The following is a 24,647-nucleotide window of genomic DNA, read 5'->3' on the forward strand; positions in this document are numbered from 1 at the left end:
ACGTTTGGCAGGCCAAGGTCAGTCGCCGTGCCGTCAAGAGGGAGGCGTTGTGTCACGACGTCGCCGCGTTGCGGTCGCGCTTGGTGCTGCCCTCCTCGCCGTGCTGCCGGTGGTGGCGCCCATGACCTCGCCTCCAGCGGCCGCCGATACTGCTGGCGTCATTCCGGGCGCCTCCGCGCTCGGCAACACCGTCGCCTACCCGGATGTCGCTGCAGGTTCTGGCGGGGTCTATCACGGGGTTGTCATGGACTCCACCTTGGGCAGCCGGATCCTCTATGTGCGGTCCACGGACGCGGGCCGCACGTGGGCGAAGGTTGCGATCCTCAGCGGATCCATTGGGGTCACGCGCCCCGCGGTGGCCGCGGACGGAAAGCACGTGGCGGTGGCGTTCATCGGCGCCTGGACAGATGCCGACGGTGCGCATGGTGAGGCGCCGTACCTCACGACTTCGAGCGACGGCGGCAACAGCTGGACGCCCGCGCGCCGGCTCGGGACGTGGGCCACCGATGTCGACGTCGCCGTGGACGGCGAGCGGACCTGGGTGATCTGGGGCGGAACGGGCGGCATTCGCGGCACGACAGACGGGGGCGAGACCTTCTTCGTCTCCCGCGCCCTGACCGGTGTCGCGAGCGCGCGGATCGCGGCCGAAGGCGGCGTCGTGAGCGCCGCCTATTGGGACGGCGGGAACGACATGGGGAACACCTATGTCGCCGTGGGCCAAGGCGAGAACTTGGGAGACTTCAGCAAGGTCGAGCACGCGAACCTGCGCGACGTTGCCGCCGGAGACGGGCTCGGGTACGCGCTGGTGACGGACGGCACGGACTACTCCGTCCTCGCGTCTTCCCCCGGGGGCTCCCCGTCGAGGGTGCATGTGCCCTCGCCGGAAGGAGGCTGGCCAGGAGGGGACTTCACCACGGCGTCGGCCGGTATCGCGGCGAGCCGTGGGCAGGTGACGTTCGCAACCTGTCAGGCGGGCAGTGTGTGGGTGTCGCAGTCGACTGACTGGCCGACGTTCGGCGAGCCGGCGGCGACCACGACCTTCGATGATGCGATCGGATCGCCATGCAGGCTGACCGTGAGCGCGGCCGCGGGGGGCTCGGACCCACAGCCCCGATTCGACTGGTCCGTGGCCCCCCACTACACGGACACCAACGGCGACGGGCTGCCGGAGCCGCAAACGCGTCGGGCACCCCTGCCGACAACGTGATCGTCGGCGACAACGCGGTGCTCGAGGTGACGCTAGACGGCTGCGCGTCGCTCGCGTCTTCGGGCGGGGCGTTCATCACTCACTACGTGTGGTCCGTGAATGGCACCAAGTGGCGGATCTTGACCATTGCCAGGGCCCCACGATCGAGGTCCATTCCGGCGATACACCAACGGTGCGGCTCGAGGTGCGCGACGACCATGCGGGGCGCGCGGTGACGAGCCGCGAGATCGCACCAAAGGACCTGGTAGTCGTCTCGCTCGGCGACTCGGTCGCGTCCGGTGAGGGCTCGCCGCTCCGCGACCAGAGCGGCACAGCGGAGGTCGCATGGACGGACAGGTCCTGTCACAGTTCGCCGTACGCGGGGCCTGCGCTGGCAGCCAAGCAACTCGAGGACGCGGACCCCCACACGGCCGTGACCTTCGTTCAACTCGCGTGTTCTGGTGCCGCGATCGTCGACACCTTCGACGACCCGAGCCACCGCAAGGGGCCGGGCGACGCCGACGACCCGTCCACGGGGGGCGTCAAGGACGCATACGCGGGGGTCGAGCACGCCAAGACGTGTGACAGCCCCGGCACCCCGTGCCCGTCGCAGCGCCCGTCGCAGCTCACCCAGATGCAGCAGCTGCTAGGCCCGCGGGACGCGGATGCCGTCCTGGTCTCCGTTGGCGCCAACGACGTGCGATTCTCCGGCACCCTCAAGTCCTGTCTGCTGCCGCCTATTGCGCTCCCAGGGCTTATCAACGGCTGCAATGACGGCGCGGCCGCCGGGGAGCACGACTCCCGCATGGACGAGCTCCCCGCGCGGTACCAGCAGCTCGCCAACGGCTTCGACGCCGCGAGTGTGGACCCGGCCACCGTCCACATCACCGAGTACTTCGACCCCACCGGAGACAAGTACGGCGTCTCCAATCTGCGGTGCGTGGGCAAGCCGGAGGGGCTGCCGGCGCTGGACGTGCCGACCGCAGGGCTGTGGGCGCTCGCCTCGAACGTGGACCTCATCACCGACTCCGAGGCGATCTGGGCGCGCAGTCACGTGGTCGCCGGCCTCAACGGCGCCGTTCGCGACGCCGCCTCAGGGCACGGCTGGGACTACGTTGGCGGCATCACGAGCCGCTTCGCCACCCACGGCTACTGCTCCGACGAGCCGTGGATCGTGCGCTTGGGAGAGTCGGTCACCAAGCAGCACGACGAGTTCGGCGCCTTCCATCCCAACAAGGCCGGTCAGGAGGTCTACGGCGACGCGCTGTACACCCACCTGGCACCCCTGGTGCAGGTTCCCCCAACCAAGGTGACCGACGCTGCTCCCGGCGGATCTGCCTCGGTGGGCGACGTCGTGGTGCTGGCGAGCGACGTGTGGGCAGCGCACCCGGAACTGCGCTCGGTGACCCTGACGACGACGGGCGGGCAGCCCCTCGTGGGAGCCGTGCGCAGGCTGCAGAGCGGAAGCGGATGGGGCGAGGTAGCAACGGACGGCAAGTCCGCCGTCGGCGTGTGGGCGGGAGAGCACGGCGGCTTCGCCGCGCAGATCGCGAGCCGTCCCAACGCCACGGTGAATGCGGTGTCGGTGGTTCAAGCGAGTGACGACGCCTCGCGGCTCGTCACGAACCGCAAGACCGCCGTGCATGCGACGCTTTCGCTCGCGGGCGCGGGGGCGAGGGCCACGGCGGTGACCACCACCGTGACCGCCCACGGCGACCTTGGCGACACGCAAGTGTTCGGTCCCACGACGGAGCAGGTGCTGCTGCAGCCGGGCGTGAACGACGTGCTGCTGCCCGTGGACGAGGTGCTGGAGGCCCCGCCCGGAGCCACGCTCGTGGCAACGGTCAAGGTGGACGATCCTCCCGGCGCCGCGGAGGGGGACGATGTCGACAACGAGCTGAGCACATCGACGGGCGCCTTCGCGCCCACGATCGACACGCGACCCCTGAAGGTTGTCTTCATCCCCCTCGATTTCGGCTCGGCAACGGTCACGTGCGGTGACATCGCGACGCAGGCGAACATCTGGGTGGCATGGGCGCAGCAGCTGCTCCCGGTTCCCGACTCCGGCGTTCAGGCGAACCTGTCGTGCACGCCTGAGCTGCTGGCAACGAGCGCGAGCGCGGACGGCGTTGCCCAGGCGCTCGGCGAACTGGACCTCTTGGCCCGCGAGTCCGGCGTGGACTCCGTGGTTGGAATCGCCCCGCACGGCTGGCTCGGCAACGCGCTCGGCGACAGCTCCGTGGCCAGGGCGAGCGTCACGGGCCGGTCCATCATCATCGACTCGGGAGCGCCGCAGGCCACGCTCGCCCACGAGCTGGGCCACAACCTGGGGCTCGAGCACTCGGAGCTGCCGCCCGCCACCGGGGCGTGGGTGAGCCGCAACCGCATCATGCACGGACCGGACTTCATGAGCGCCGTGACCGACGGCACCACCCAAGAGTGGGTGTCCGGCGAGACCTGGGACCTGCTCACTGGGGCCATCGCCGAGGGCTCCGCGCCGCAGCAGCCGGAGCCGGGCGGTTCCGCGTTCTGGGTGCGCGGAGTGATGCCCCTGAGCGGCGACAGCCTCAGCCTCGACCCGTTCATCGACGACGGCAACATCCCCAGCCCGCCGCCGGACGGCTCCGACGTCAGCAGACTCGTGGTGGTTCCGCTCGCCGGAGACGGCACCCCGAGCGGCGCGGCGGTCCAGGTTGGACTGACGCGAGACGAGAGTCTCGGCGGGGACGAGGGCGCGACGCTGCGCTTCGCGCAGAAGGTCGTTGCCCCTGCGGGCACCGTCAAGTTCCGGTTCATCGTCGACGGGACGACGGTGGCCGAGCGCACCCTCGGCAGCGCCCCCACGATCTCGTTGACTTCGCCCACCGCGGGAACCTCGCTTTCTCGCGCGGACACGATTCACGTGGCCTGGACCGTCAGCGACCCGGATACCAGCGATGACGTACCCGCTCCAATAGTCAACCTGCTTGTCTCCGATGACGGCGGCGCCACGTGGCGCCCGCTCGCGAGCGGCTTCACGGGCAGTTCCGCGGACGTCGCCGTGCCGCGAGACCTCGGCGGGGACGCGATCGTCGTCCGCGCGGTGGCGTCGGATGGCGTGCATCTGCGCTGGGCCGACTCCGGCACCTTCAGCATCGACCCCGCACCCAAGCTCACCTCCGACCGCATTGCGTTCGTCTCGGGAGACCCGGACGTTGGGCGCCAGGGCACGGGGGGCTGGGCGGGGATCCGCCCCACGTGGGACCGGATCGGCACCATGAAGCCGGATGGCACGGACGTGCGTTTCTTCGCTCTGCCGACGGACGACGAGGACCCTCCGGGCTGGACCATGCCGGCCTCGTACTCGTCGCCCACGTTCGGACCAGACGGGCGCATCTACTTCCGCAAAGGCAACGGGCGCGTGGTGTCAACGGAGGCAGACGGCACCGATTTGCGCAACGAGACCACCTCCACGTCCGCGTACGGCGCATTCTCGACGGACGCCAACCGCAGGGGCTGCCTGTCGATGAGCGCGGACGGCAGTCGCATGCTCGTCGACCTCACAGTGTTCGAGCGATCGGGATCTGGCTGGACCCCGATCGCCGGGCTGGAGATGTTCCAGAACTTCTGGGGGCCCGCTCCCGGAAACTGGAACGGGCTGTTCCCGTTCTCCGGTGCCCCGATCATGAAGAGCGACCAATGCCCCGTGCTGTCGCCGGACGGCAAGCACGTGGCGCGCGCGTTCTCCGTCGAGGCGGAGACTACGGCGCCCGGGGTCGCCGTCGTCACTGTCGATCCGGGAGCGACGGACTTCCTTCAGTGGCGCTTCGTGACCGAGGCCGCGGACTCCACGCGGATGAGCGCGAGTTGGCTCGACAACCACGACCTGTTGGTCACGAGGGGCAAGGCGGGCACCGATCAGGCGACGTTGCAGCGGGTCGACCTCTCGAACATCCCCGCGACCGACACCTCGGGCGAACGGCCGGTGCTTCTCCCCGCGGCCGCGACCAACCTCGGCACGATCACCTGGCCGCAGAGCACCGCGCACGACCGCGCGCCCAAGTTGCTCTCGGACGGCCGCTACTACGGCGACGCGCAATGCGGCCTGTGGGTGGCGGGCACCTCCACCACTGTGGTGCCCTCGGGCTACGTCCCCGGCAGCTCCACATGCTTCACGCAGTTCGCGTGGGACGACGACGCCGGCTCGACCGGGGGCGGAGGCGACACCATGCTCGGCCTCGACCCCTCACAGGCCCCTGACCCGGCCGCACCAGGGCCGGCTGATCCGGCGCTGGTCGAGGAGGGCCCGCCCGCTCCCGGCGCGGGGACCGACGCTTCCCACCCAACTCCTGACAGCGTCGGGCCGTCTTCGTTCACGATCGCGCCGGGGCAGACCGCCGACCTGGTGCTGAGCAACAACCTTGGCGCCCTGGTTCGCTACGAGGTGGATCCCAATGTGGTGCAGCCGCCCGGCGGGGGCACGGTGACCGCAACCGGCGACGTGGACAGCGCGACTGAGCTCATCACCACGTGGGGTCCCGTTACCGTGAGCGCCGATGCCGCCACCGCGGACGCGACGGGACCGGCACGGATCCGCGTGCGCGCCGTGGGCGCAACCAGTTGGGACACGATCGAGATCAACATCGCCACGCCGCTGCGTCCGTCCGCCTCAGATGACGAGCTCGTGGTGCAGGCCGGTGTCGAGGCCACATTCCCGGAGTCCGCGCTGCTGGACAACGACTCACCCGCGCGGCCGGGTGCGGAACTGTCGGTCATCCAGCTCAGCGGATACGACCGCGGGTCCGCGTTCCTCGACGCCGACGGCGTGGTCCACGTTGTCGCGTCTGATGCGGGAACCGGCACGTTCACGTACGCGGTCGCGGAGGACAGATCGACCGCATACTCGACCGCCACGGTGACCGTCTCCGCTGCGGACACGCCCGTTCCGGTGCTCTCGATCTCGCTGAGCTCCGCGAAGGTCCACCGCGGCGACACCATCACGGTGACCGGCTCCGGCTTCGCGGCCGACGAAGAGGTCACGGCCGTGATGCACTCCGGCGAGCCGTTCGAGATGGGCGCGGTGAGCGCCGACTCCACGGGCCGAATCGTGCTCACGTGGACCATTCCGCAGACCGCCGAGATCGGCTCGCACAGGATCGTGCTGACCGGCGCCAGTTCCGGCACGGTGGAGGGCGCACTGCAAGTGGTCGCGCCGGAGACCCAGGGCGGTGGCGACCAGGGGACGGGCGGCGGCGGACAGTCGGGGACCGGCGGCGGGCTCTCCGGGACAGGCTTCGATGGCGGCGCCTACGCCGCGATCGCCCTCGCGTTGCTGTTGTGCGGCGCCTTCATGATCCTCATCGCGCGGAGTCTCAAGCACCGCAACTGAGCGCTTCGCACGGCGCGCATCACCATCGAACACGATGACCGGTTGGGTCATGACGCCAACCTACTTTCGGCCGGCGTCACGACCGCGCCGTTACTTCACCTTCGTGGACTTGGCGCCCTTCGCCGAGAGGTCGTGGTAGCCCTTCTTGTGAACCGTGACCTTGACCGAGAGGTACGAGCCGCGATCCGCCTTCACCAGGGTGTACGTGGACTTGGTCGCGCCCTTGATCGCCTTGCCATTGCGATACCACTGGTAGCTGTACGAATCCGGCTTGGGCGACCATGAGCCGACCTTGACCTTCTGCGTGTGCCCCACCTTCAGCGTTCCGGTGATCTTGGGGATCGTCCAGCCGGTGAAGTACAGCTTGGCGATGGTCTTTGCGCCCGACGCTGTGGTCACCGTCGCGTACCCCGAGCGCTTGGCGGTGACCTTCACGGTGATCTTTGACCCAGCGTCCGCCTTCGTGAGCTTGTAGGTGGACTTGGTCGCCTTCGCGATCGCCTTGCCGTCCCGGTACCACTGGTACTTCACGGTAGTCGGCTGTGGCGACCACGTGCCCACGTGCGCCGTGAGCTTGTAGCCGGGCCACGCCGCCCCCGTGATTGTCGGCTTCGGCGTCTTCGTGAAGAACTTCGGCAGCGTCACCGAGTTCGAGGTTTTCGCAGTGGTCGCGTAGCCGGCCTTGCTCGCCGTCACCGTGACGGTGATCTTGGTGCCCGAGTCCGCGGCCTTGATGGTGTAAATGGCAGCCTTGGCGCCCGAAATTGCCTTGCCGTTGCGGTACCACTGGTACTTCACTGTGGCGGGTGCCGGTGCCCACGTGCCTGCGTGCGCCGTGAGCTTGGAGCCAACGGCCTTGGTGCCCGTGATGGTGGGCTTTGGCGCGGTGGTGAATGCGCGGTCGGGAAGCGTCACCCTGGCGTTGGGTGCCGAGAGGAAGCCTGCGGCCGCGCTCAGCGCCGAGTTCCAGTTGACCGTGATCTCATTTGTCGAGTACGACGTGATGTCGTCCACGTAGCACAGCTGCGGCGCGCAGTCCTTGTTGGGGTACAGCGCGGCGAACGTGGGGTCCCACGTCCCTGACTGCGCGTTGGGCCCTCCGGACACCGCGCCTTGCGGCGGGTGCGGGTACTCGGGGTTGAGCTGGGCCGCGAACCAGCGAGAGTGCTGGTTCTGGCTGTACTGGGTGCCGTAGCCCGTGACAAACGAGTTGGCGAGCGCGTTGCGCCCAAGGATGTAGTCCATGGACTCGTACGCCGCGTTCTTCAGGTCTGCGGAGCCGCTGAGGTCAAAGCCCGCCGCGAGCACCACGATGTTGTTGAGCACCTGGCTGTTGGAGCCCCAGACGTAGCCGTTCTCCGGAAGCGCCTGGCCGAACGCCTCGCCCTGCTGCACGTGAGCGATGGCGTTGGCGCCAGCGACCACCTGGTCGGCGATCGCGAGGCGGTCAGGGAAAGCGCTGTCAACGGTCGCGAGGTCGATCTTGGCGATTGCGTCCAGCTGGTCCCAACTGAAGCCGACCGTGGGGAACGAGTTCTCTGCGGCCACCGGCGAGGACTGGAGGAAGTCCTTGAACTCGGAGTCACCGGTGGTGAGGTAGAGCTCGGCGGCGGCCCAGTAGAACTCGTCGGTGACGTCGTTGTCGTTGTAGGGACCGCCGCCGTTGTTACCGTCGGCCGCCGTCGCGTAGATCGCGGGGTGGGCGAGCGCGGCCGCCCACGCGACCTTTGCCGCGTCGAGGAGATTCTGCGAATACGTGGGGTCATAGTCCGCGAACAGGCGTGCGCCCTGTGCGGCCGTGGCCGCGAGGTTGAGCGTCGCCGCGGTCGACGGGCGGTGCAGGTAGCGCGTCTTCGCGTCCTGGTCCGGCATGAGCGGCAGGCCCGTCCAGCCGTAGTCGTGCACCTTGTGGTGCACCATGCCCGCGAGGTCCTGACCCTCCGGAACGGTCATCGACATCATGAAGTCGAGCTCCCACTTCGCCTCGTCGAGGACGTCAGGGATGCCGTTCGAAGACTCGGGGACGTTGAGCGAGCCGTCGCCGAGCGCATCGGTCGCCTCCTGTCCCGCGCGCTTGGCACGCTCGTACGTGCCGAGTAGCTGGGCGGTGGCGATGCCGCCGTTGACCACGTACTTGCCGTGGTCTCCCGCGTCGTACCAGCCGCCCACCACATCGAGCGTGTAGTCGCACGTCCACGCCTCGCCGTACACGACGAGCGACTCCGCCTCCGGCTGGCAGCCGACGTTGTCGTCGCCTTGGTTGATGTCGCTGCCGCCTGCGGTCGAGGCGTGACCGGCGGGGCGCGCGTAGTCGTCGCCGACAATGGACGCCTCGATCGGCGTGCCGGAGCGCACCAGGTAGAAGTAGTCGAGGGCGTCCTTCAGCAGTCCGCCGTACAAGGACGAGCCGATCGTGAACGGATAACTGGTGTCGCCGTCGGCCGTCAGTACGTAGGTGCCGTCCGGGTAGGTGCCCGCGAAGTCGATCACGTGCACGTCCTCGTTGGACGACTCGTCTGTTCCCTTGGGCGTGGATATGCCCGACGCCACGGTTGTGTCATCGCTCGTGCGCTTCAGTTCCCATGCGACCGGGTTGGTGGCGTCCGTCACCAGGGTGGCGCGCTTGGGGCCGTCGGTGAGGTAGCCCACCTGGTTGACCTTCACGCGCGGCCCGGTCTCCGGGGCGTAGGCGGGCTTGGTGCCGCCGCTCACCAGGGACACGTTGTCCAGGCAGAACGTCCACGGGCTCGACGCGCCGCCAAGCTGGAAGGCGATCTGGGCGTTGGCGCTCGCGCTGTTCATCGTGAAGTACACGACGTAGTCCTTCGCCGTGGCGCCGGGCGTCTCGTTGTACTCGGTGTACACGGTGTAGGGCGATTGCCCAAGGCCAACCAGCGCGCGCATCGGGCCGCCTGTGCCGGAGGCGCTGAAGCGAAGGGTGTACGGGCCCGCGGGAAGCTGCATGCCGTCGTAGTGGACGTTGATGTCCCAAGGGTTCGTGGTGCCGCCGGGAACCGCCACGCAGAGGGCGCCGCTGTCCGTGGTGGAGCTCGTGACGCCGTCGGTCGACCACGGCGCCTTGTCCGAGTCGAATGTGCCGTTGGTGACGTACTCCACGGCGGGGGCGCCGAGGAAGACGTTGTCGATGCACACGTCGTATGAGACGGCGCCGATGCTGCCGAACTGGAACGCGAGCCCCGCCACCGGAACCGCGTCAGGGAGGGAGAACGAGAGCGAGTAGTGGGTCATCGCCTCGCCCGTCACCGCGGTGGAGGCATACGTGGTCCAGCTGCCACCGGTCTGTTGAACGATCGCCGAGAACGAGCCCGTTGTAGAGGCATCGAACGAGAACTCATAGTCGCCCGCGGGAAGTTCGAGGTTGTTGTAGCTGAGGCCGGCGTCATACACGTTGGCGACGGGACCCGTCACGGTGGCGCAGTAGGCGCCGCTGGACGCGCCGCCGACCACCGAGCCCTGGTTCGCGTAGGCGCCCCACGGGCTCAGGTCCGACGCAAAGTCGCCGTTGTCGAGGAGGTTGACGCCGCCCTGGAGCGCTGGCTCTTGGGGTTCCTCGGGACCGCTCGCCTCGACGACCGTGAGCGTCACGTTGTCGAAGCACACGTCCTCGCCGCCCACCTCGAACAACAGCTTCCCGGCGCCGGCCGCGAGGTCGAAGTCGAAGGACTGGTGGGACCACGCCGTGGGATCAGAGACCGTGAACTCCTGGCCAAGCTGCGAGGTGCCGTCGGGCACCTCGACATTCGCCTTGTAGGTGCCCTGGCCCTTCACATCGAAGGACAGGGTGGCGTCGCCGGCAACCGCTGTCCAGCCGCTGAACCCGAGTCCCGCGTCCCAGCGATTCGCGGCATCGGTGGTGTAGCAGATCGCTCCATCGGTGACATTGATGGCGAAGCTCGCGCCGCCGTTGGTGTAGCCCCAATAGCCAGGGTCGCCGGATTCGAAGTCGTGGCTGAGAAGGGTGATGGCATCGGCGGCCTTGTCGGTCACCGAGATGTTGTCGAAGCAGACGGTGTGCCCACCCGCTTCGCCACCCACCTCGAAGAGGACCTTGGCGTTGGCGGTGTCCGCGGCGGTGAAGTCGTAGGTCAAGGTCTGGGTGCCGGTGACGGTGAACTCCTGGCCCAGGACGTTGGTGTTCTCCGGGGTCTCGACGTTGACCTTGAAGGTGCCTTCGCCGGTCACGGTGAACGCAATCGTCTTGTCGCCGGCGGTCATGGGGATGCCGTCTTGACCGACGCCCGCGTCCCAGCGGTTGGCGGCGCTCGACGTAGCGCACAGCTGGCCGTCGACGTTGGCGAGGCTGGCTCCATAGGACCACCACGGGTCCACCGAACTGTCGAAGGTCCCGTTGGTCACGTCCGCTTGCGCTGCGACGGTTCCTGTGAGCGTGATCGCGACGGCCACGATCGTCGCCGCGGCAACGCGACGAAGTACAGTGCTGTTCACCTTGACTCCTTTGTCAACGGCACCGGCGAAACGTTTCGCGGGTTGTGGCGGATGCTAACAGCGGCTCTGTTTGGCGGCGCAAACGCTCAGGTGAGGTTCTCCGAAACGGTTCGCTGTTCACGCGCACATTTGTGGGAAGCCTCCAAGGACCGTGGGAGAAAACTGTGCGTCGAAGCGCACTGGGCGCCGGTGGCGCACCTCGTCATCCAAGGTGCGTGCGGATCAGGACGTCGCTGAGCTGGCGGGCGGCGTCGAGCACCGCGCCTGAGTGCTCCTTGCCGGGCGTGGAGCCAAGGCGCTCGGCGGGCCCGGAGATCGAGACGGCGGCGATCACCGTCCCTGATGTGCCCCATACGGGGGCGCTCACCGAGCTCACGCCGGCCTCGCGCTCCGAAGAGCTCTCCGCGTATCCGCGCTCGCGAACCACGGCGAGGTCGTTCGCGGTGAAGCGCGCTGTCGCGAGAGCAGGGTGGATGACTTCCGGGGTCTCCCACGCGAGCAGCACCTTCGCGGCGGATCCGGCCGTCATGGTCATGGTGGTGCCCACCGGGATCGAGTCCCTGAGGCCCACCGGACGGTCCACGGCCGCGATGCAGATGCGCTGCGAACCGTGGCGGCGGTAGAGCTGGCTGGACTCGCCGGTGCGGTCCCGCAGGGTAGTCAGCACGGGAAGGGCGGCGCTCACCAGGCGGTCCTCGCCGACGGCCGCGGCAAGGGCAGCGAAGCGGTTGCCGAGGACGAACGCGCCGGTGGCGTCGCGGCCCACGAGGTGGTGGTGTTCGAGGGCCAGGGCTAGCCGGTGCACGGTTGGGCGCGCAAGATGGGTGGCATCAACAAGTTCGGCGAGGGTGGCGGGGCCGTCCTCGAGCCGGGCGAGGATGGCTGACGTCTTGTCAATGACGCCAACGCCGCTATGATTGTCCATAGAGCGATATTAGCGTCTCACATCGTGAGATGTCTAGAGTATTGACAAGGGTAAGGAAGTAGGAGCACGACATGGGCACGACTCTCGCCGAGAAGCTGTGGGACTCCCACCTGGTCCGCAAGGGTGAGGGCGGCGCGCCCGACCTCATCTACATCGACCTCCACATGTGTCACGAGGTCACCTCGCCGCAGGCATTCGAGGGACTCCGCCTCGCCGGCCGCCAGGTTCGCCGCACGGACCTCACCATCGCGACCGAGGACCACAACACCCCAACCCTCAACATCGACCTGCCCATCGCCGACGAGACCTCGCGCGTGCAGATCGACACCCTGCGCAACAACGCCAAGGAGTTCGGCGTCCGCATCCACTCTCTCGGCGACGCCGACCAGGGCGTCGTCCACGTCGTGGGCCCGCAGCTCGGCATCACGATGCCCGGCATGACGATCGTCTGCGGAGACTCGCACACGTCCACGCACGGCGCGTTCGGCTCGCTCGCCTTCGGCATCGGCACGTCCGAGGTGGAGCACGTGCTCGCCACCCAGACGCTGCCCCTCAAGGCGTTCAAGACGATGGCGATCAACGTCGTGGGCTCGCTGCCGAAGGGCACCACGGCCAAGGACATCATCCTCGCGGTTATCGCGAAGATCGGCACCGGCGGCGGCCAGGGCTACGTGCTCGAGTACCGCGGCGAGGCCATCCGCGCGCTGTCCATGGAGGCGCGCATGACGATCTGCAACATGTCGATCGAGGCCGGCGCTCGCGCGGGCCTCATCGCCCCTGACCAGACCACCTTCGACTACGTCCACGGCCGCCCCCACGCGCCGGAGGGTGCGGACTGGGATGCGGCAGTCGAGTACTGGAAGACGCTCGTCACCGACGAGGACGCCGTCTTCGACACCGAGGTGGTTCTCGAGGCTAGCGACCTAGAGCCGTTCGTGACCTGGGGCACCAACCCCGGCCAGGGCCTGCCGATCTCCGCGAAGGTCCCCAGCCCGGAGGACTTCGCCGACGAGACGGACCGTGAGGCCGCCGCCAACGCGCTCGCCTACATGGGCCTCACGCCGGGCACGCCCCTGCGCGACATCCGCATCGACACGGTGTTCCTTGGCTCGTGCACCAACGGCCGCATCGAGGACCTCCGCGCGGCCGCGGACATCATCAAGGGACGCACCAAGGCAGAGGGGACGCGCATGCTCGTCGTGCCTGGCAGCGCCCGCGTTCGCCTGCAGGCCGAGGCCGAGGGCCTCGACCAGATCTTCATCGACTTCGGTGCCGAATGGCGCAACGCCGGCTGCTCGATGTGCCTTGGCATGAACCCCGACCAGCTCGCTCCGCAGGAGCGCAGCGCGTCCACCTCGAACCGCAACTTCGAGGGACGCCAGGGCAAGGGCGGCCGCACCCACCTCGTGAGCCCGCTCGTCGCGGCCGCCACCGCGGTGCGCGGCACACTGTCCACCCCCGCCGACCTCGACGTGCCTGCGCTCGTCTGAACCCGAGGACAACTGATGGAGAAGTTCACCACCCACACCGGCGTCGGCGTTCCGCTGCGCCGTTCCAATGTGGACACCGACCAGATCATCCCTGCCGTCTACCTCAAGCGCGTCACCAAGACGGGCTTCGAGGACGCGCTCTTCGCCGCCTGGCGCGGCGACCCCGAGTTCATCCTCAACCAGGAGGAGTACACGCACGGCAGTGTCCTCGTTGCCGGTCCCGACTTCGGCACCGGCTCCTCGCGAGAGCACGCGGTGTGGGCGCTCAAGGACTATGGCTTCCGCGTTGTCCTCGCGTCGCGCTTCGCGGACATCTTCCGCGGCAACTCCGGCAAGCAGGGGCTGCTCACGGGCATCCTCTCCCAGGAGAACGTGGAGCTCCTGTGGAAGATCCTCGAGACCGAGCCCGGCAAGGAGATCACCGTCTCGCTTGAGGACCGCACCGTCACGTGCGGCGAGCTCACCGTGCCGTTCGAGATCGACGATTACGTGCGCTGGCGCCTCATGGAGGGCCTCGACGACATCGGCCTGACCCTCCAGCACGAGGAGGACATCACGGCCTTCGAGGCCACGCGTGAGTCCTGGCGCCCCAAGACCCTCCCGGCCAAGACGGAGCCCAAGGAGCACGTCGAGGCCGCGCGGCCGGTCGCCTAAGGTTCGTGTTCCGTGCCGCGTCGCGTGCTCATCGGCATCAGCGGCGGTCCCGGCACGGGCAAGTCGACCTTCGCCGCGCGCACCGTCACTGAGCTCGCCGCAAAGGGTGTCACGTCCGTTGTGGTGCCCATGGACGGCTTTCACCTGCCCGACGCTGTCTTGAGTGAGCGGGGGCTGCTGGCTTCGAAGGGGTCGCCAGCGACGTTCGATCGGGCCGGGTTCGAGGCCTTGCTTGAGCGCCTTCGCGACCCGGCGCTCGCGACCTTTGCGCCCGCGTACTCGCGCGAGCTCCACGAGGTGATTCCGGACGCGATCGAGGTGGGCCCCGAGGTGCAGATAGTGCTGGTTGAGGGCAACTACCTGGGGCTTTGGGCGTCCACGGCGGCGCTTCTCGACGAGGTGTGGAAGCTCGAGGTGCCGTGGGAGGTGGCCCGCGAGCGGCTCATCGCGCGCCGGATCGCAACGGGCCGCGAGCCTCGAGAGGCGCAGGAGTGGGTGGACCGCGTCGACTCTCTCAATTTCATGCTCGTGCGGGACTCGTTCGCCACGCGGGTGATCACGGACTTGGTATAGGTTCGCACCAGAACGGGGGATCCGATGCAGCTCATCCGCACTCTCGCGATCGTCGCCGTAGTTGCCGTCCTCGCCACGGGCTGTACCGGAAACAAGGCTGACTCGATCAAGGGGTCCGATCACGCCGAGGCCGGCATCTGCATTGACCCCAACGAGAACCCCAACGGGATCCTGACCGGCGTGAACTTTGTGGTGATGGGCGACAACTCGGCAGACCTCACGATCGGCGACGTCACTCTCATCGAGCCGCAGAACATCGACCTCCTTGAGTCATTCATCGTTCGCGACGGATCGTTCGACACCGCCACGATGGCACCTGAAGACATGGCGAACGGCGAACACGAGTTCGAGGCCGCGGCGGGGGCCGCGCTGGCGCCCGACGAGGTCGACTTCTCCGTTGCGGTGCAAGTCGTGGCGAAAGACCCCGCTAAGGTCGCGACCTTTTCCGGAGTGCGGGTGACCTACGTCGACGAGGCTGGCAGTTCACGGTCCGAGGACAGCGCCTTGGATTTCTCGTTCTCGCCCGGCTGCGGCTAACTGAGCCATCCTCTGGTGCCGAAGCTCGTGATCGACTCGGCGACCACGCTCGCGGCGAACGCCAGGTCTGCCGGGAAGCGATCGCCGTCCAAGCCGAGCGTTGCGATCCGGTGCGCGAGAGCCCCGTGGAAGAAATCGCCCGCACCCAGGGTGTCGACCACGCCCTTGACCGGCGGCACCGTGATCTCGCCGGAACCGCCCGGACACATGTACAGGATCGAGTCGCCGCCGCGCGTGATCGCGGCCCACATGACGCCGCGGGCGCGCAAGTAGGCGAACACGGACTCGGGGCTGCCGTCGGTGCCGGGGGGACGGAACACGGCGGACGCGGCCACAACGTCGACGCTTTGCAGGAACTCGTCGGTGTACGGCCGCGAGCTGCCCGCATCGAGGACCACGGGGATGCCGTGCTCCCTCGCTTCGCGCGCGATGGGCAGGGAGATGGAGGGGAAGTAGCCATCTACCAGCACACATAATGTGTTATGAGTATCGAGAGCGTGTCCGCCCTCGAGGAGCAGGTCGGTCGCAGCCGACGTCGGCGACACGATCGCGCGCTCGCCCGTTGACGCCGTCACCATGATCGACGCCGAGATCGGCGGCCCCTCGTAACCCGCCGCGATGGCGAGCTCGACGCCGCACCCGGCCAGGTCGTCGGCGATGAGCGAGGTCACGGGATGCGAGGGGAGAGCCGTCACCAGCGTCGGCCGGCTGCCAAGGTGAGCACACGCAACCGCAGCGTTCGTGGCCGGGCCTCCCGCCGCTGTGAAGAAGTCGAGGGCGGCCACCTTCTCGTCCGGTGAAGGCAGGCGCGTCACCAGGTGAACCACGTCCCACGTGCACAGTCCCGCGAACACAACACGGGCGGGACCGGACATGACGTCAGCCTACGATTGCGAGCAACGCGGGGCGGCAATGAGACACTAGAACCATGACCGACTCCATTCGCGTGACGGGTGGGGCGCCGCTCAGCGGAGAGATCCGCGTTCGTGGTGCCAAGAACTTCGTCAGCAAGGCAATGGTGGCGGCGCTACTGGGATCCTCGCCCTCGACCCTTCGCAATGTTCCAGACATTCGCGACGTCAGCGTGGTGTCGTCCCTGTTGCGCCTGCACGGCGCCGACGTCGACTACGACGTCGAGACCGGCGTGCTCACCATCGACCCAAGCGCCCTCACCAAGGCTGACGCAGTCAGCATCGCCGAACACGCGGGCTCATCGCGCATCCCGATCCTGCTGTGTGGGCCACTGCTGCACCGGTTGGGCGAGGCCGTCATTCCAGACCTTGGGGGCTGCCGCATCGGCGACCGGCCCATCGACTTCCACCTCGAGATCCTGCAGAAGTTCGGCGCCGTGGTCGCCGAGCACCCAGACGGTCTGCACCTCAGCGCCCCCAACGGACTGCACGGCATCAAGTACTCGCTCGCGTACCCCTCGGTGGGCGCCACCGAGCAGCTGCTGCTCACCGCGGTCATGGCCGAGGGCATCACGCGCCTCGAGAACGCGGCCGTGGAGCCCGAGATCAAGGACCTCATCGACACCCTCCAGAAGATGGGCGCGATCATCTCGGTGGATACGGACCGCTCCGTGACCATCGAAGGCGTCGGCCGGATGCACGGATACGACCACGTGTCGCTGACAGATCGCATCGAGGTGGGGTCGTGGGCGTCCGCGGCGCTCGCCACGGGGGGCGACATCATGATCCTCGGCGCCCAGCAGCGCCACATGGGGACCTTCCTCAACGTATTCCGCAAGGTCGGCGGCGAGTTCGACGTGGTGCCGCAGGGCATTCGCTTCTACCACCCCGGCGGCCAGCTGCGACCGATCGCGCTGCAGACCGACGTGCACCCCGGATTCATGACGGACTGGCAGCAGCCGCTCGTCGTGGCGCTCACCCAGGCGAAGGGCCTGTCCATCGTCCACGAGACCGTCTACGAGAAGCGCTTTGGGTTCACCGACGCCCTGAACGCCATGGGCGCGCAGGTTCAGCTGTTCCGCGAGTGCCTCGGCGACAAGGAGTGCCGCTTTGGGCAGCTCAACTTCAAGCACAGCGCCGTGATATCCGGGCCGACGCCGTTGACGGCGGCGGAGATCACCGTCCCCGACCTGCGTGGCGGCTTCTCCCATCTCATCGCCGCGCTCGCCGCCACAGGCACCTCGACGGTGCACGGAATCGGCATCATCGACCGTGGCTATGAGGACTTCCGGGGCAAGCTGGCGGCGCTGGGCGCCACGGTCGAGTAGGCGGCATGCCCACACGTCCCAACTGGGCCTTCCGCACTGTGGTCAATCTGGTGCGACCGCTCGCGACGTTCCTCCTCAAGCGTGACTGGTCCGGAGCAGAGAACCTGCCGACGGACAGAGGGTTCATCGCGGTCTCGAATCACGTGAGCTACGTGGATCCGCTGACGTTCGGTCATTTCCTCTACAACAACGGCCACCCGCCCCGCTTCTTGGCGAAGAAGGAGCTCTTCGAACTGCCGGTGATCGGCCGCGTGCTCAAGTCAGGCGACCAGATCCCCGTCTACCGAGGAACCTCGCAGGCGAAGGACTCGCTCAACTACGCCCGCGTGGTGCTTGACCGCGGAGACATGATCGCGATGTTCCCCGAAGGCACGCTCACTCGCGACCCGGAGCTGTGGCCCATGGTCGCGCGCACGGGTGCGGCAAGGCTTGCGCTTGAGAGCGGCGCGGCGGTCATCCCGGTGGCGCAATGGGGGGCGCACCTGCTGCTCCCGCCGTACTCCAAGAAGCCAGACCTCTTTCCCCGCAAGCCCATGATCGTGCGCGCCGGGCCGGCTATCGACCTCGACGATCTGAGAGGCAAACCTCTCGACACTGACTTGCTGCGCCTCGCGACCGACCGGATCATGGCTACCCTGACTGCCATGGTGGCGGAAATGCGCGGCGAGCCTGCGCCCCAGCACCCGTACGACATGCGCGCGAACCCCAGCCCTCAGTCGAGCGAGGGGGAGCAGTGACCCGCGCGACCGTCATCGGCGCCGGGGCTTGGGGAACGACGTTCGCCTCGGTGCTCACCGACGCCGGCACAAGCACGACGCTGTGGGGACGTGACCCGCAGTCCCTCGCCGAGATCTCCGCTCACGGCCGCAACACGCGAGCGCTCCCAGACCTCCAACTGGCCTCCGGCATCGCCACCACGATGGACGCCGAGGAGGCGCTCGCGGAGGCGGACATTGTCGCCGTCGCCGTTCCGGCGCAACGGGCGCGGAGCATCATGGCGCCTCTCGCGAAGCTCATTCCCAGCGATGCCGTCGTCGTCTCGCTCATGAAGGGCGTGGAGGCGGGAACGCACTCGCTCATGTCTGAGGTTCTCAAGGAGGTCCTCGGCGTGGGCAACGAGCGCACGGCGGTGGTCTCGGGGCCGAACCTCGCTCGCGAGATCGCCGCCCGCCAGCCGACCGCAACCGTCGTGGCCTCGACCGAACTCGAAGCCGCCGAGCGGGTCGCCGCCGCAACAGCGTCGGGCTATTTCCGGCCGTACACGAACACCGACGTCGTTGGCGTGGAACTGTGCGGCGCCTACAAGAACGTGATTGCCGTGGGCGTTGGGGTCTCCGACGGCCTCGGCTTCGGTAACAACACCACAGCAACCGTCATCACCCGCGGGCTCGCGGAGATCTCGCGCCTGGGCTTGGCGCTCAACGCGCGCCCGGAGACTTTCAGCGGCCTCGCCGGCATGGGCGACCTCATCGCGACCTGCGCGTCGCCGCTCAGCCGCAACCACATGCTCGGCAAGCGGATCGGTCAGGGGGCGACGCTGGACGAGGCCCTCGCATCCGGTTCCGGCACGGCGGAGGGCGTGACGTCCGCGAGGTCGATTCAGGAGCTCGCGGCGAGCCTTGGCGTGGACGTGCCGATCTGCGACGCCGTGGTCACGATGCTTGCCGGGGCCGTGGCACCGCAGGAGGTGCTTGGCCTGCTCCTCAGCCGCCCTCGCAAGGCCGAGGTGGGCTAGTGGCGGCCCGCCCCGTGGTCGCCGTTGTCTTTGGCGGCCGCTCGTCCGAGCATGGGGTCTCGTGTGTCACGGCCGGGGGAGTGCTCGCTGCGATTGACCGTTCTGCCTGGGACGTTGTCGCGATCGGCATCACTCGCGAGGGCCGTTGGACGCTTGCTTCCGCCGATCCTGCGCAATGGCGCATCGTCGACGGTCAGCTGCCGACGGTAGCCGACGCCCCGCACACCGTGCTGCCGCCATCGCAGGCAGGCACCGGCGAGTGGCGCGTGTTGGGCGACGACGGCGCGGTCCGCTCGCTCGGTCCCATTGACGTGGTGTTTCCCGTGCTCCACGGCCCCTTTGGTGAGGACGGCACGGTCCAGGGCGCGCTTGAGCTCGTCGACGTGCGCTACGTAGGGTCCGGGGTGCTGGCGTCCGCGGTTGGCATGGACAAGCAGTTCATGCGCGCGGCGTTCGTCGACGCCGGCTTGCCGGTGACCGACGCTGTGGTGCTGCTTCCCGGTCAGGATGCGGCCCCACGCATGGCCGAGATCGAGGCGCTCGGGCTTCCCGTGTTCGTCAAGCCCGCGCGTGCGGGCTCGTCGATGGGGATCTCGCGGGTCGATGACCTCGCCCAGTTGGACGCCGCCATCGCGGCGGCGCTCAAGCATGACCCCAAGGTGCTCGTGGAGCGCGGCGTCGTTGGCCGCGAGATCGAGACTGCGGTGCTCGGCACACCCGATGGCCCGCGCACGTCTTTGCCTGGGGAGATCGTCACGGGCGGGGAGCACTCGTTCTACGACTTTGATGCGAAGTACCTCGACGAGGCGCACGTGCAGCTCATCTGTCCCGCCGACCTGTCCGAAGACGTCATCGCCCGCGTTCGCGCGATGGCCGAGGCCGCATTCACCGCCGTGGGTGCGGAGTCGCTCGCGCGGGTGGATGTGTTCGTTGGCGAGGACGGCACGGTCACCGTCAACGAGATCAACACGATGCCGGGGTTCACGCCCACGTCGATGTATCCGCGCATGTGGGCCGCCACGGGCGTTGAGTACCCGGAGCTCGTCTCCGCCCTCCTCGAGACGGCTCTCAGCCGCCCGCTCGGATTGCGGTAGGGATTCGTGCCCCAGGGTAGGCAACGCTTCGCCACGCCCCTTCCGCACTAGGCGGCGGGGCGTACGGAGCTGCCGGGTTGTCGTCGCCGGCGCAGGTCCACTGAGGCAGGCGGGATGAACCACACCTGGTTGTCCTCGATGACCACACCCCAGCCCTCCTCGTGAATGATGGTGTGACAGCTCACGCACAGCATCACCAGGTTCCGCTCATCGGTCGGACCGCCATCGTCCCAGGTAATGATGTGGTGGAAGTTTGCCCTGGAGCGAGCCGCGGAGCACTTTGCGCACCCTCTGTCGCGTTCGGCGACGGCGAGGCGCTGCCCTCCGCTTGCGAGCCGCCTGGTGCGCCCCAGGGCGAGCGGGACGCCTCCCTTGCCCTGAAGCAGGGCAGCGAACTGCACGTCCGCGGCCATCGCGAGCACCCGGCCGATGGTGATGGGCGCCTCGACGCCATCGCACGAGGCGAAGCCCGCGCCTGACTCAAGTGACGTCTTTGAGGCGCGGATCACGAATGTGCTCTGCGGCCGAGTGGTCGCGAGTTCGCAGCCGCTCACGTGCAGTGCCATCGCGACCAATGTGTCCGCCATGATCTGGCCCACCTTGCGCTGCGAGCGTGGATCGTCGTCGCGTTGGGTGTTGAGCGCAGTCTGGAGCTCCGCGTCGAACCACGCCTTCACGGGCGCCGCCAGCGCCGGCGGCAGTGACCCAAAGAAGTTGACCGTCCCGTCGACCTCGTCGTAGACCTTGAAGAATCGCTTCTCGTGCTGCCGACGCTCTCGATCCGCGTAGCCCTCGGGGTCGAGCTCCGCGAACGTCTCGAGGCACAGCCGCCTCAGCGCCACGATTGACAGTTGTCGGGCGCTCTCGACCATCAACGCCTCTGCCTGCGCGCGGTTGACGGTCATGTCCTCGAGGTTGCGGCGGATCAGGACCGCCTTCTCAGTGCCCAACCAGCCAGCCCGGATCGCGGCGGCGAGCGGCGACATCTGGGGCTGGGTGTGCGGTGGCGTCGGCACCGCGGGCGCGGGGAAGGAGAGGGAAGTGAGCGACGGCTCGCCGAAAGCAAGTTCGTCGCCGGCCGGGTCGCCGGCATTCGGTTGCTCGACATCCGGAACCACAGACAAGACGGGGCCGTCAGAGGCCCTCGCCCCAGCGTCGGCCAGTGCCTGCCCAAGCCCGATAAGTTTGCCCGCCTCCGTCGTGGACAGCCCCGTGTGCTTGGATAACAGCGCCGCCGCGTTCGGGCTGCCCTTGTATCGAGCGAAACCCTCCGAATCCGAGAGCTCCTCGAGGCGCGCCGCGTACGGCGCGAGCAAGGCATCCGCCGCGTGCCGCACCTTCGCGATCACCGTGGCGGCGTCGAGCGCGCGCTGCCCGGAAAGCTGGCTGGCTGGGCGCAGCGCATTCAGCTCATCGACGTGCCGCCACAGCTCCACGAGCGCGGCGTCGCCCGAACCCTCGAGGGGGTAGGCGATGGCTTCCGCGGTCATGACAACACTCAACCACGAGGGTCTGACATGGCCCCCAACAGCCCATTTATCAGGCTACTTACACTCAAGCCCATTGCTCGGCGCCAAAGACGCCGGCCCCGAGACCTCCGCCAACAGATCGGCGACGGCGTCCTGCGCTCGCGCGGTAGGGATCAGCACCTCAACGGCTGGCGAGCGCCCAAAGGACGTCGCCCGCCACTGGTCGCCGTCCTCGACAACCAGCCAGTCCTGTGATGCCCCCGTGGCAGTCACGGCAACGCACTGATCCGTGGTCGGCCCGGGCGGCTCCACGCCGCATCGCACCACGATTGGGTACTCGGCGCCGTACGCGGCGGTCGCCTGCGAGGACGTGCCGCGCACGTCCAGTCCGCCAAGAGAAGAGGGCATCGCGAGCATCACGCGCGCGCAGTCCGGGTCCGCGGCATAGGGCGCTGGGTCCACAATGAGCGGCTGCGAGCACCCGGCCAGTAGCGCCACACTGGCGCCTGAAATCGCCACCACGCCAAGAAGCCGCACGCCCCAAGCCTAGGCCCGCGATACCCTCGCCGAATGACCACCGGCGTGCGCACCTGGCCGCACCGCCGCGCGTTCTCGATCGCGTGGCCCGCGATCCTCTCCAACCTCTCGGTGCCGCTCGTCGGCCTCATCGACACGGCGATGCTCGGCCACTTCTCCGACGAGACCAACCTCGCCGCCGCCGCCCTCGGCTCCACGGTCCTGGGCGCCGTCTTCTGGCTCCTATCCTTCTTGCGAACGGGCACAACGAGCCTGGTAGGACGGGCTTTGGGCGCCAGCAGGCCCGACGCCGCCCTCACCCACGCGCAACGCTCCGCCATCCTCGCGGCCGGTTTGGGCGTCGGGATTCTGCTGGTTCAGTGGGCGATAGTGCCTCCCCTCATGCGCCTCCTGACGCCCGACGCCGCGATGGCCGATCTCGCCTCCTCCTTCACCTCGATTCGGCTTGCGAGCGCGCCCGCGGTGCTCCTCACCTTGGTAATCGCGGGCTGGTTCATCGGCGCGGGGGACACGCGGCGGCCGCTCGCGGTGGTGGTGACGATCGGCGGGCTCAACGTCGTCCTCGACCTGCTGCTCGTCGCCGGCATGCACCTGGGCGCCGAGGGTGCCGCCGTGGCCACCGTCATCTCCGAGTGGGCGGGCTTCGCCCTGGCCGTGACGCTGTGGTGGCGCGCTCAGACCGAGGCGACCAGAGCGTCGGCCCGGCTGTGGAGAGGGAAGGGGCTGCGCACGGGGTGGCGGGCCGTGCTGGGGCTCAACCGCGATATCTTCCTGCGCACCGCTGTGCTCTACACGGTGCTCACGTTCATGACCGCGTACGGGGCGCACGTATCAACGACCGTGGTGGCTGCGAACGCGATACTGATGCAGCTGATGCTGCTCGCGTCCTATGGGCAGGACGGATATGCGCACGCCGCCGAGTCGCTCGCTGCGCGCGAGATCGGCGCGCGCGATGTGCCGGCCTTCCATCGCGCGGTGGGCGCCGCGGCCGCGCCCGCGGTGGCGATCGGGGCGGTTTTCACGCTGCTATATGCGGTGGCGGGCTCGGCGTTTGTGGCCGTCCTGACCTCGCTGCCCGACGTCACCGCCGCCACGCAGGCGGTGATCCCGTGGCTCGCGGCGCTGCCGTTGCTGAGCTCTGCGGCGTACCTGTTCGACGGGGTGTTCCTGGGATCTGGCAAGGTGCGGTGGATGCTCGTCACGATGGCCGCGTCTGCGCTGGTGTTCTTCCTGGTCTGGTGGCTGGGCGCGTCCGTGGACGGCGACAACGAGCGCAACATCAACCTGTGGCGCGCGTTCCTCGTGTTCAATGTGTGCCGCGGGCTGTTCCTCGGGCTCGCGTATGTGCGCGTGACGCGGGCGCGCGCGTGGCTGGTGCGTAGCGCCGCCTAGGCTTGCCTCCGTGACCACGATCGGCGAGCTTGGCGAGGACGCGCTCATCGCGGCCTTCGCTCCCCGCCTGCCAACCACTGACGCGGAGATCCTCGGCCCCGGCGACGACGCCGCGGTCCTTTCAGTAGACGGGCACCTGGTGGTCAGTTCGGATGTCCTCGTCGAGAACCGCCACTTCCGCCTCGAGTGGTCGACCGGCGAAGACATCGGTTGGCGCGCGGCCGTGCAGAATCTCGCGGACATCGACGCGATGGGCGCCGTGCCAACGGCCCTGCAGGTGACACTCGCTGCGCCCCCGGACACGCCGGTCGCTTGGGTCCTCGCCTTCGCGGATGGGCTGCGGCTAGCGTGCGAGCCCCACGGCGTCGGCGTGGTCGGCGGCGATCTCAGTGCCTCAAACGAGATCCACATCGGCGTCACCGCCATCGGAGAGACCCACGGCATGGATCCGGTCACGAGGGCCGACGCTGTGCCCGGGGATGTCGTGGCAGTTTCAGCCCCGCTCGGCGCGGCAGCGGCGGGTTACGCGCTCCTCGACGCAGGCATCACCGAGGGCGAGGCGGTTCAGCTCTTTCTCAGGCCAAGGCCTTTCATAGGCGCCGGGCTCGAGGCAGCCCTGCGTGGCGCCAGCGCGATGATGGACATCAGCGACGGCCTCTTGCGCGACGCAAGCCGCATCGCCCGTGCCTCTGACGCCGCCCTGGAAATAGCGTCGGGCCTGGTACCGGTGCACCTGGCTGCGGTGGCCGCGGGCAAGCAGTTGAACCGCGACCCCAAGCAATGGGCGCTCACCGGGGAGAGGACCACCACATCCTCGCGACGTTCCCAACCGCCGGCGCCGTGCCTACCGGCTGGACGATCATCGGCGACGTTCGCGTCGGCAGCGGCGTCACCGTGGATGGCGTGGCGCCAACAGAACTGGGCTGGGACCACTTCGCCGGCTAACTCGCGCCTGTACGCACATGAGCGTCGAAAGTGAGC

Annotated in this window: 17 protein-coding genes; 12 read left to right on the forward strand and 5 right to left on the reverse strand. The window is 68.4% G+C overall.

The window, feature by feature from the left end:
* Nucleotides 1-49: 49 nt before the first annotated feature.
* Nucleotides 50-1,207, forward strand: a complete 1,158-nt coding sequence (locus NVV57_09720; protein MCR6712938.1) for a hypothetical protein — start codon at nucleotides 50-52, stop codon at nucleotides 1,205-1,207.
* A gap of 109 nt (nucleotides 1,208-1,316) precedes the next feature.
* The gene (locus tag NVV57_09725) at nucleotides 1,317-6,554 is read left to right on the forward strand and encodes a hypothetical protein (protein ID MCR6712939.1); all 5,238 of its coding nucleotides are present in this window, start codon (nucleotides 1,317-1,319) and stop codon (nucleotides 6,552-6,554) included.
* Nucleotides 6,555-6,644: 90 nt separating this feature from the next.
* Here NVV57_09725 and NVV57_09730 read toward each other — a convergent pair whose 3' ends face one another.
* Together NVV57_09730 and NVV57_09735 are read right to left on the reverse strand one after the other, a co-directional pair.
* Nucleotides 6,645-11,021 (reverse strand): glycoside hydrolase family 9 protein, encoded by a 4,377-nt coding sequence (locus tag NVV57_09730; protein ID MCR6712940.1) that lies wholly within the window; start codon nucleotides 11,019-11,021, stop codon nucleotides 6,645-6,647.
* Nucleotides 11,022-11,223: 202 nt separating this feature from the next.
* Nucleotides 11,224-11,946 carry an IclR family transcriptional regulator gene (locus NVV57_09735; GenBank protein MCR6712941.1) on the reverse strand — a complete coding sequence of 241 codons (723 nt, stop codon included), beginning with the start codon at nucleotides 11,944-11,946 and terminating at the stop codon, nucleotides 11,224-11,226.
* 71 nt (nucleotides 11,947-12,017) lie between these two features.
* Here NVV57_09735 and leuC point away from each other — a divergent pair, with 71 nt between their 5' ends.
* The 4 genes from leuC to NVV57_09755 are packed head-to-tail and all read left to right on the forward strand — an operon-like array spanning nucleotide 12,018 to nucleotide 15,200.
* Complete coding sequence (leuC, locus tag NVV57_09740; GenBank protein ID MCR6712942.1) at nucleotides 12,018-13,436, forward strand: 3-isopropylmalate dehydratase large subunit; 1,419 nt, start codon at nucleotides 12,018-12,020, stop codon at nucleotides 13,434-13,436.
* A gap of 15 nt (nucleotides 13,437-13,451) precedes the next feature.
* A complete protein-coding gene (gene leuD, locus NVV57_09745) occupies nucleotides 13,452-14,090 on the forward strand; it encodes a 3-isopropylmalate dehydratase small subunit (protein ID MCR6712943.1) in 639 nt (212 codons plus the stop codon).
* A 12-nt stretch (nucleotides 14,091-14,102) separates the two neighbouring features.
* Complete coding sequence (locus NVV57_09750; GenBank protein ID MCR6712944.1) at nucleotides 14,103-14,663, forward strand: nucleoside/nucleotide kinase family protein; 561 nt, start codon at nucleotides 14,103-14,105, stop codon at nucleotides 14,661-14,663.
* A gap of 24 nt (nucleotides 14,664-14,687) precedes the next feature.
* Nucleotides 14,688-15,200, forward strand: a complete 513-nt coding sequence (locus tag NVV57_09755; protein ID MCR6712945.1) for a hypothetical protein — start codon at nucleotides 14,688-14,690, stop codon at nucleotides 15,198-15,200.
* Here NVV57_09755 and NVV57_09760 read toward each other — a convergent pair.
* Nucleotides 15,197-16,075, reverse strand: a complete 879-nt coding sequence (locus tag NVV57_09760) for a PfkB family carbohydrate kinase (protein ID MCR6712946.1) — start codon at nucleotides 16,073-16,075, stop codon at nucleotides 15,197-15,199. The genes NVV57_09755 and NVV57_09760 overlap by 4 nt on opposite strands.
* Nucleotides 16,076-16,128: 53 nt before the next feature.
* On the opposite strand from NVV57_09760, the gene murA reads away from it, so the two are divergent.
* From murA to NVV57_09780, 4 genes are read left to right on the forward strand one after another with little or no spacing between them, the layout of a single operon-like run.
* Nucleotides 16,129-17,439 carry a UDP-N-acetylglucosamine 1-carboxyvinyltransferase gene (murA, locus tag NVV57_09765; protein ID MCR6712947.1) on the forward strand — a complete coding sequence of 437 codons (1,311 nt, stop codon included), beginning with the start codon at nucleotides 16,129-16,131 and terminating at the stop codon, nucleotides 17,437-17,439.
* Nucleotides 17,440-17,444: 5 nt separating this feature from the next.
* Nucleotides 17,445-18,176 carry a 1-acyl-sn-glycerol-3-phosphate acyltransferase gene (locus NVV57_09770; protein ID MCR6712948.1) on the forward strand — a complete coding sequence of 244 codons (732 nt, stop codon included), beginning with the start codon at nucleotides 17,445-17,447 and terminating at the stop codon, nucleotides 18,174-18,176.
* A complete protein-coding gene (locus NVV57_09775; protein MCR6712949.1) occupies nucleotides 18,173-19,174 on the forward strand; it encodes an NAD(P)-dependent glycerol-3-phosphate dehydrogenase in 1,002 nt (333 codons plus the stop codon). The genes NVV57_09770 and NVV57_09775 overlap by 4 nt, the downstream gene beginning before the upstream one ends.
* Nucleotides 19,174-20,268 (forward strand): D-alanine--D-alanine ligase, encoded by a 1,095-nt coding sequence (locus tag NVV57_09780; protein MCR6712950.1) that lies wholly within the window; start codon nucleotides 19,174-19,176, stop codon nucleotides 20,266-20,268. The genes NVV57_09775 and NVV57_09780 overlap by 1 nt, the downstream gene beginning before the upstream one ends.
* A gap of 47 nt (nucleotides 20,269-20,315) precedes the next feature.
* Here NVV57_09780 and NVV57_09785 read toward each other — a convergent pair whose 3' ends face one another.
* Together NVV57_09785 and NVV57_09790 are read right to left on the reverse strand one after the other, a co-directional pair.
* Nucleotides 20,316-21,758, reverse strand: a complete 1,443-nt coding sequence (locus tag NVV57_09785; protein ID MCR6712951.1) for a DUF222 domain-containing protein — start codon at nucleotides 21,756-21,758, stop codon at nucleotides 20,316-20,318.
* A 54-nt stretch (nucleotides 21,759-21,812) separates the two neighbouring features.
* The gene (locus NVV57_09790; protein MCR6712952.1) at nucleotides 21,813-22,274 is read right to left on the reverse strand and encodes a DUF3515 domain-containing protein; all 462 of its coding nucleotides are present in this window, start codon (nucleotides 22,272-22,274) and stop codon (nucleotides 21,813-21,815) included.
* Between the two features lie 33 nt (nucleotides 22,275-22,307).
* Between NVV57_09790 and NVV57_09795 the strand changes: the two genes are divergently transcribed.
* Together NVV57_09795 and thiL are read left to right on the forward strand one after the other, a co-directional pair.
* A complete protein-coding gene (locus tag NVV57_09795; protein ID MCR6712953.1) occupies nucleotides 22,308-23,666 on the forward strand; it encodes an MATE family efflux transporter in 1,359 nt (452 codons plus the stop codon).
* Nucleotides 23,667-23,676: 10 nt separating this feature from the next.
* Nucleotides 23,677-24,645 carry a thiamine-phosphate kinase gene (gene thiL, locus NVV57_09800; GenBank protein ID MCR6712954.1) on the forward strand — a complete coding sequence of 323 codons (969 nt, stop codon included), beginning with the start codon at nucleotides 23,677-23,679 and terminating at the stop codon, nucleotides 24,643-24,645.
* Nucleotides 24,646-24,647: the final 2 nt, after the last annotated feature.

The sequence above is a fragment of the Demequina sp. genome (assembly GCA_024707205.1).
Classification (GTDB): Bacteria; Actinomycetota; Actinomycetes; order Actinomycetales; family Demequinaceae; genus Demequina.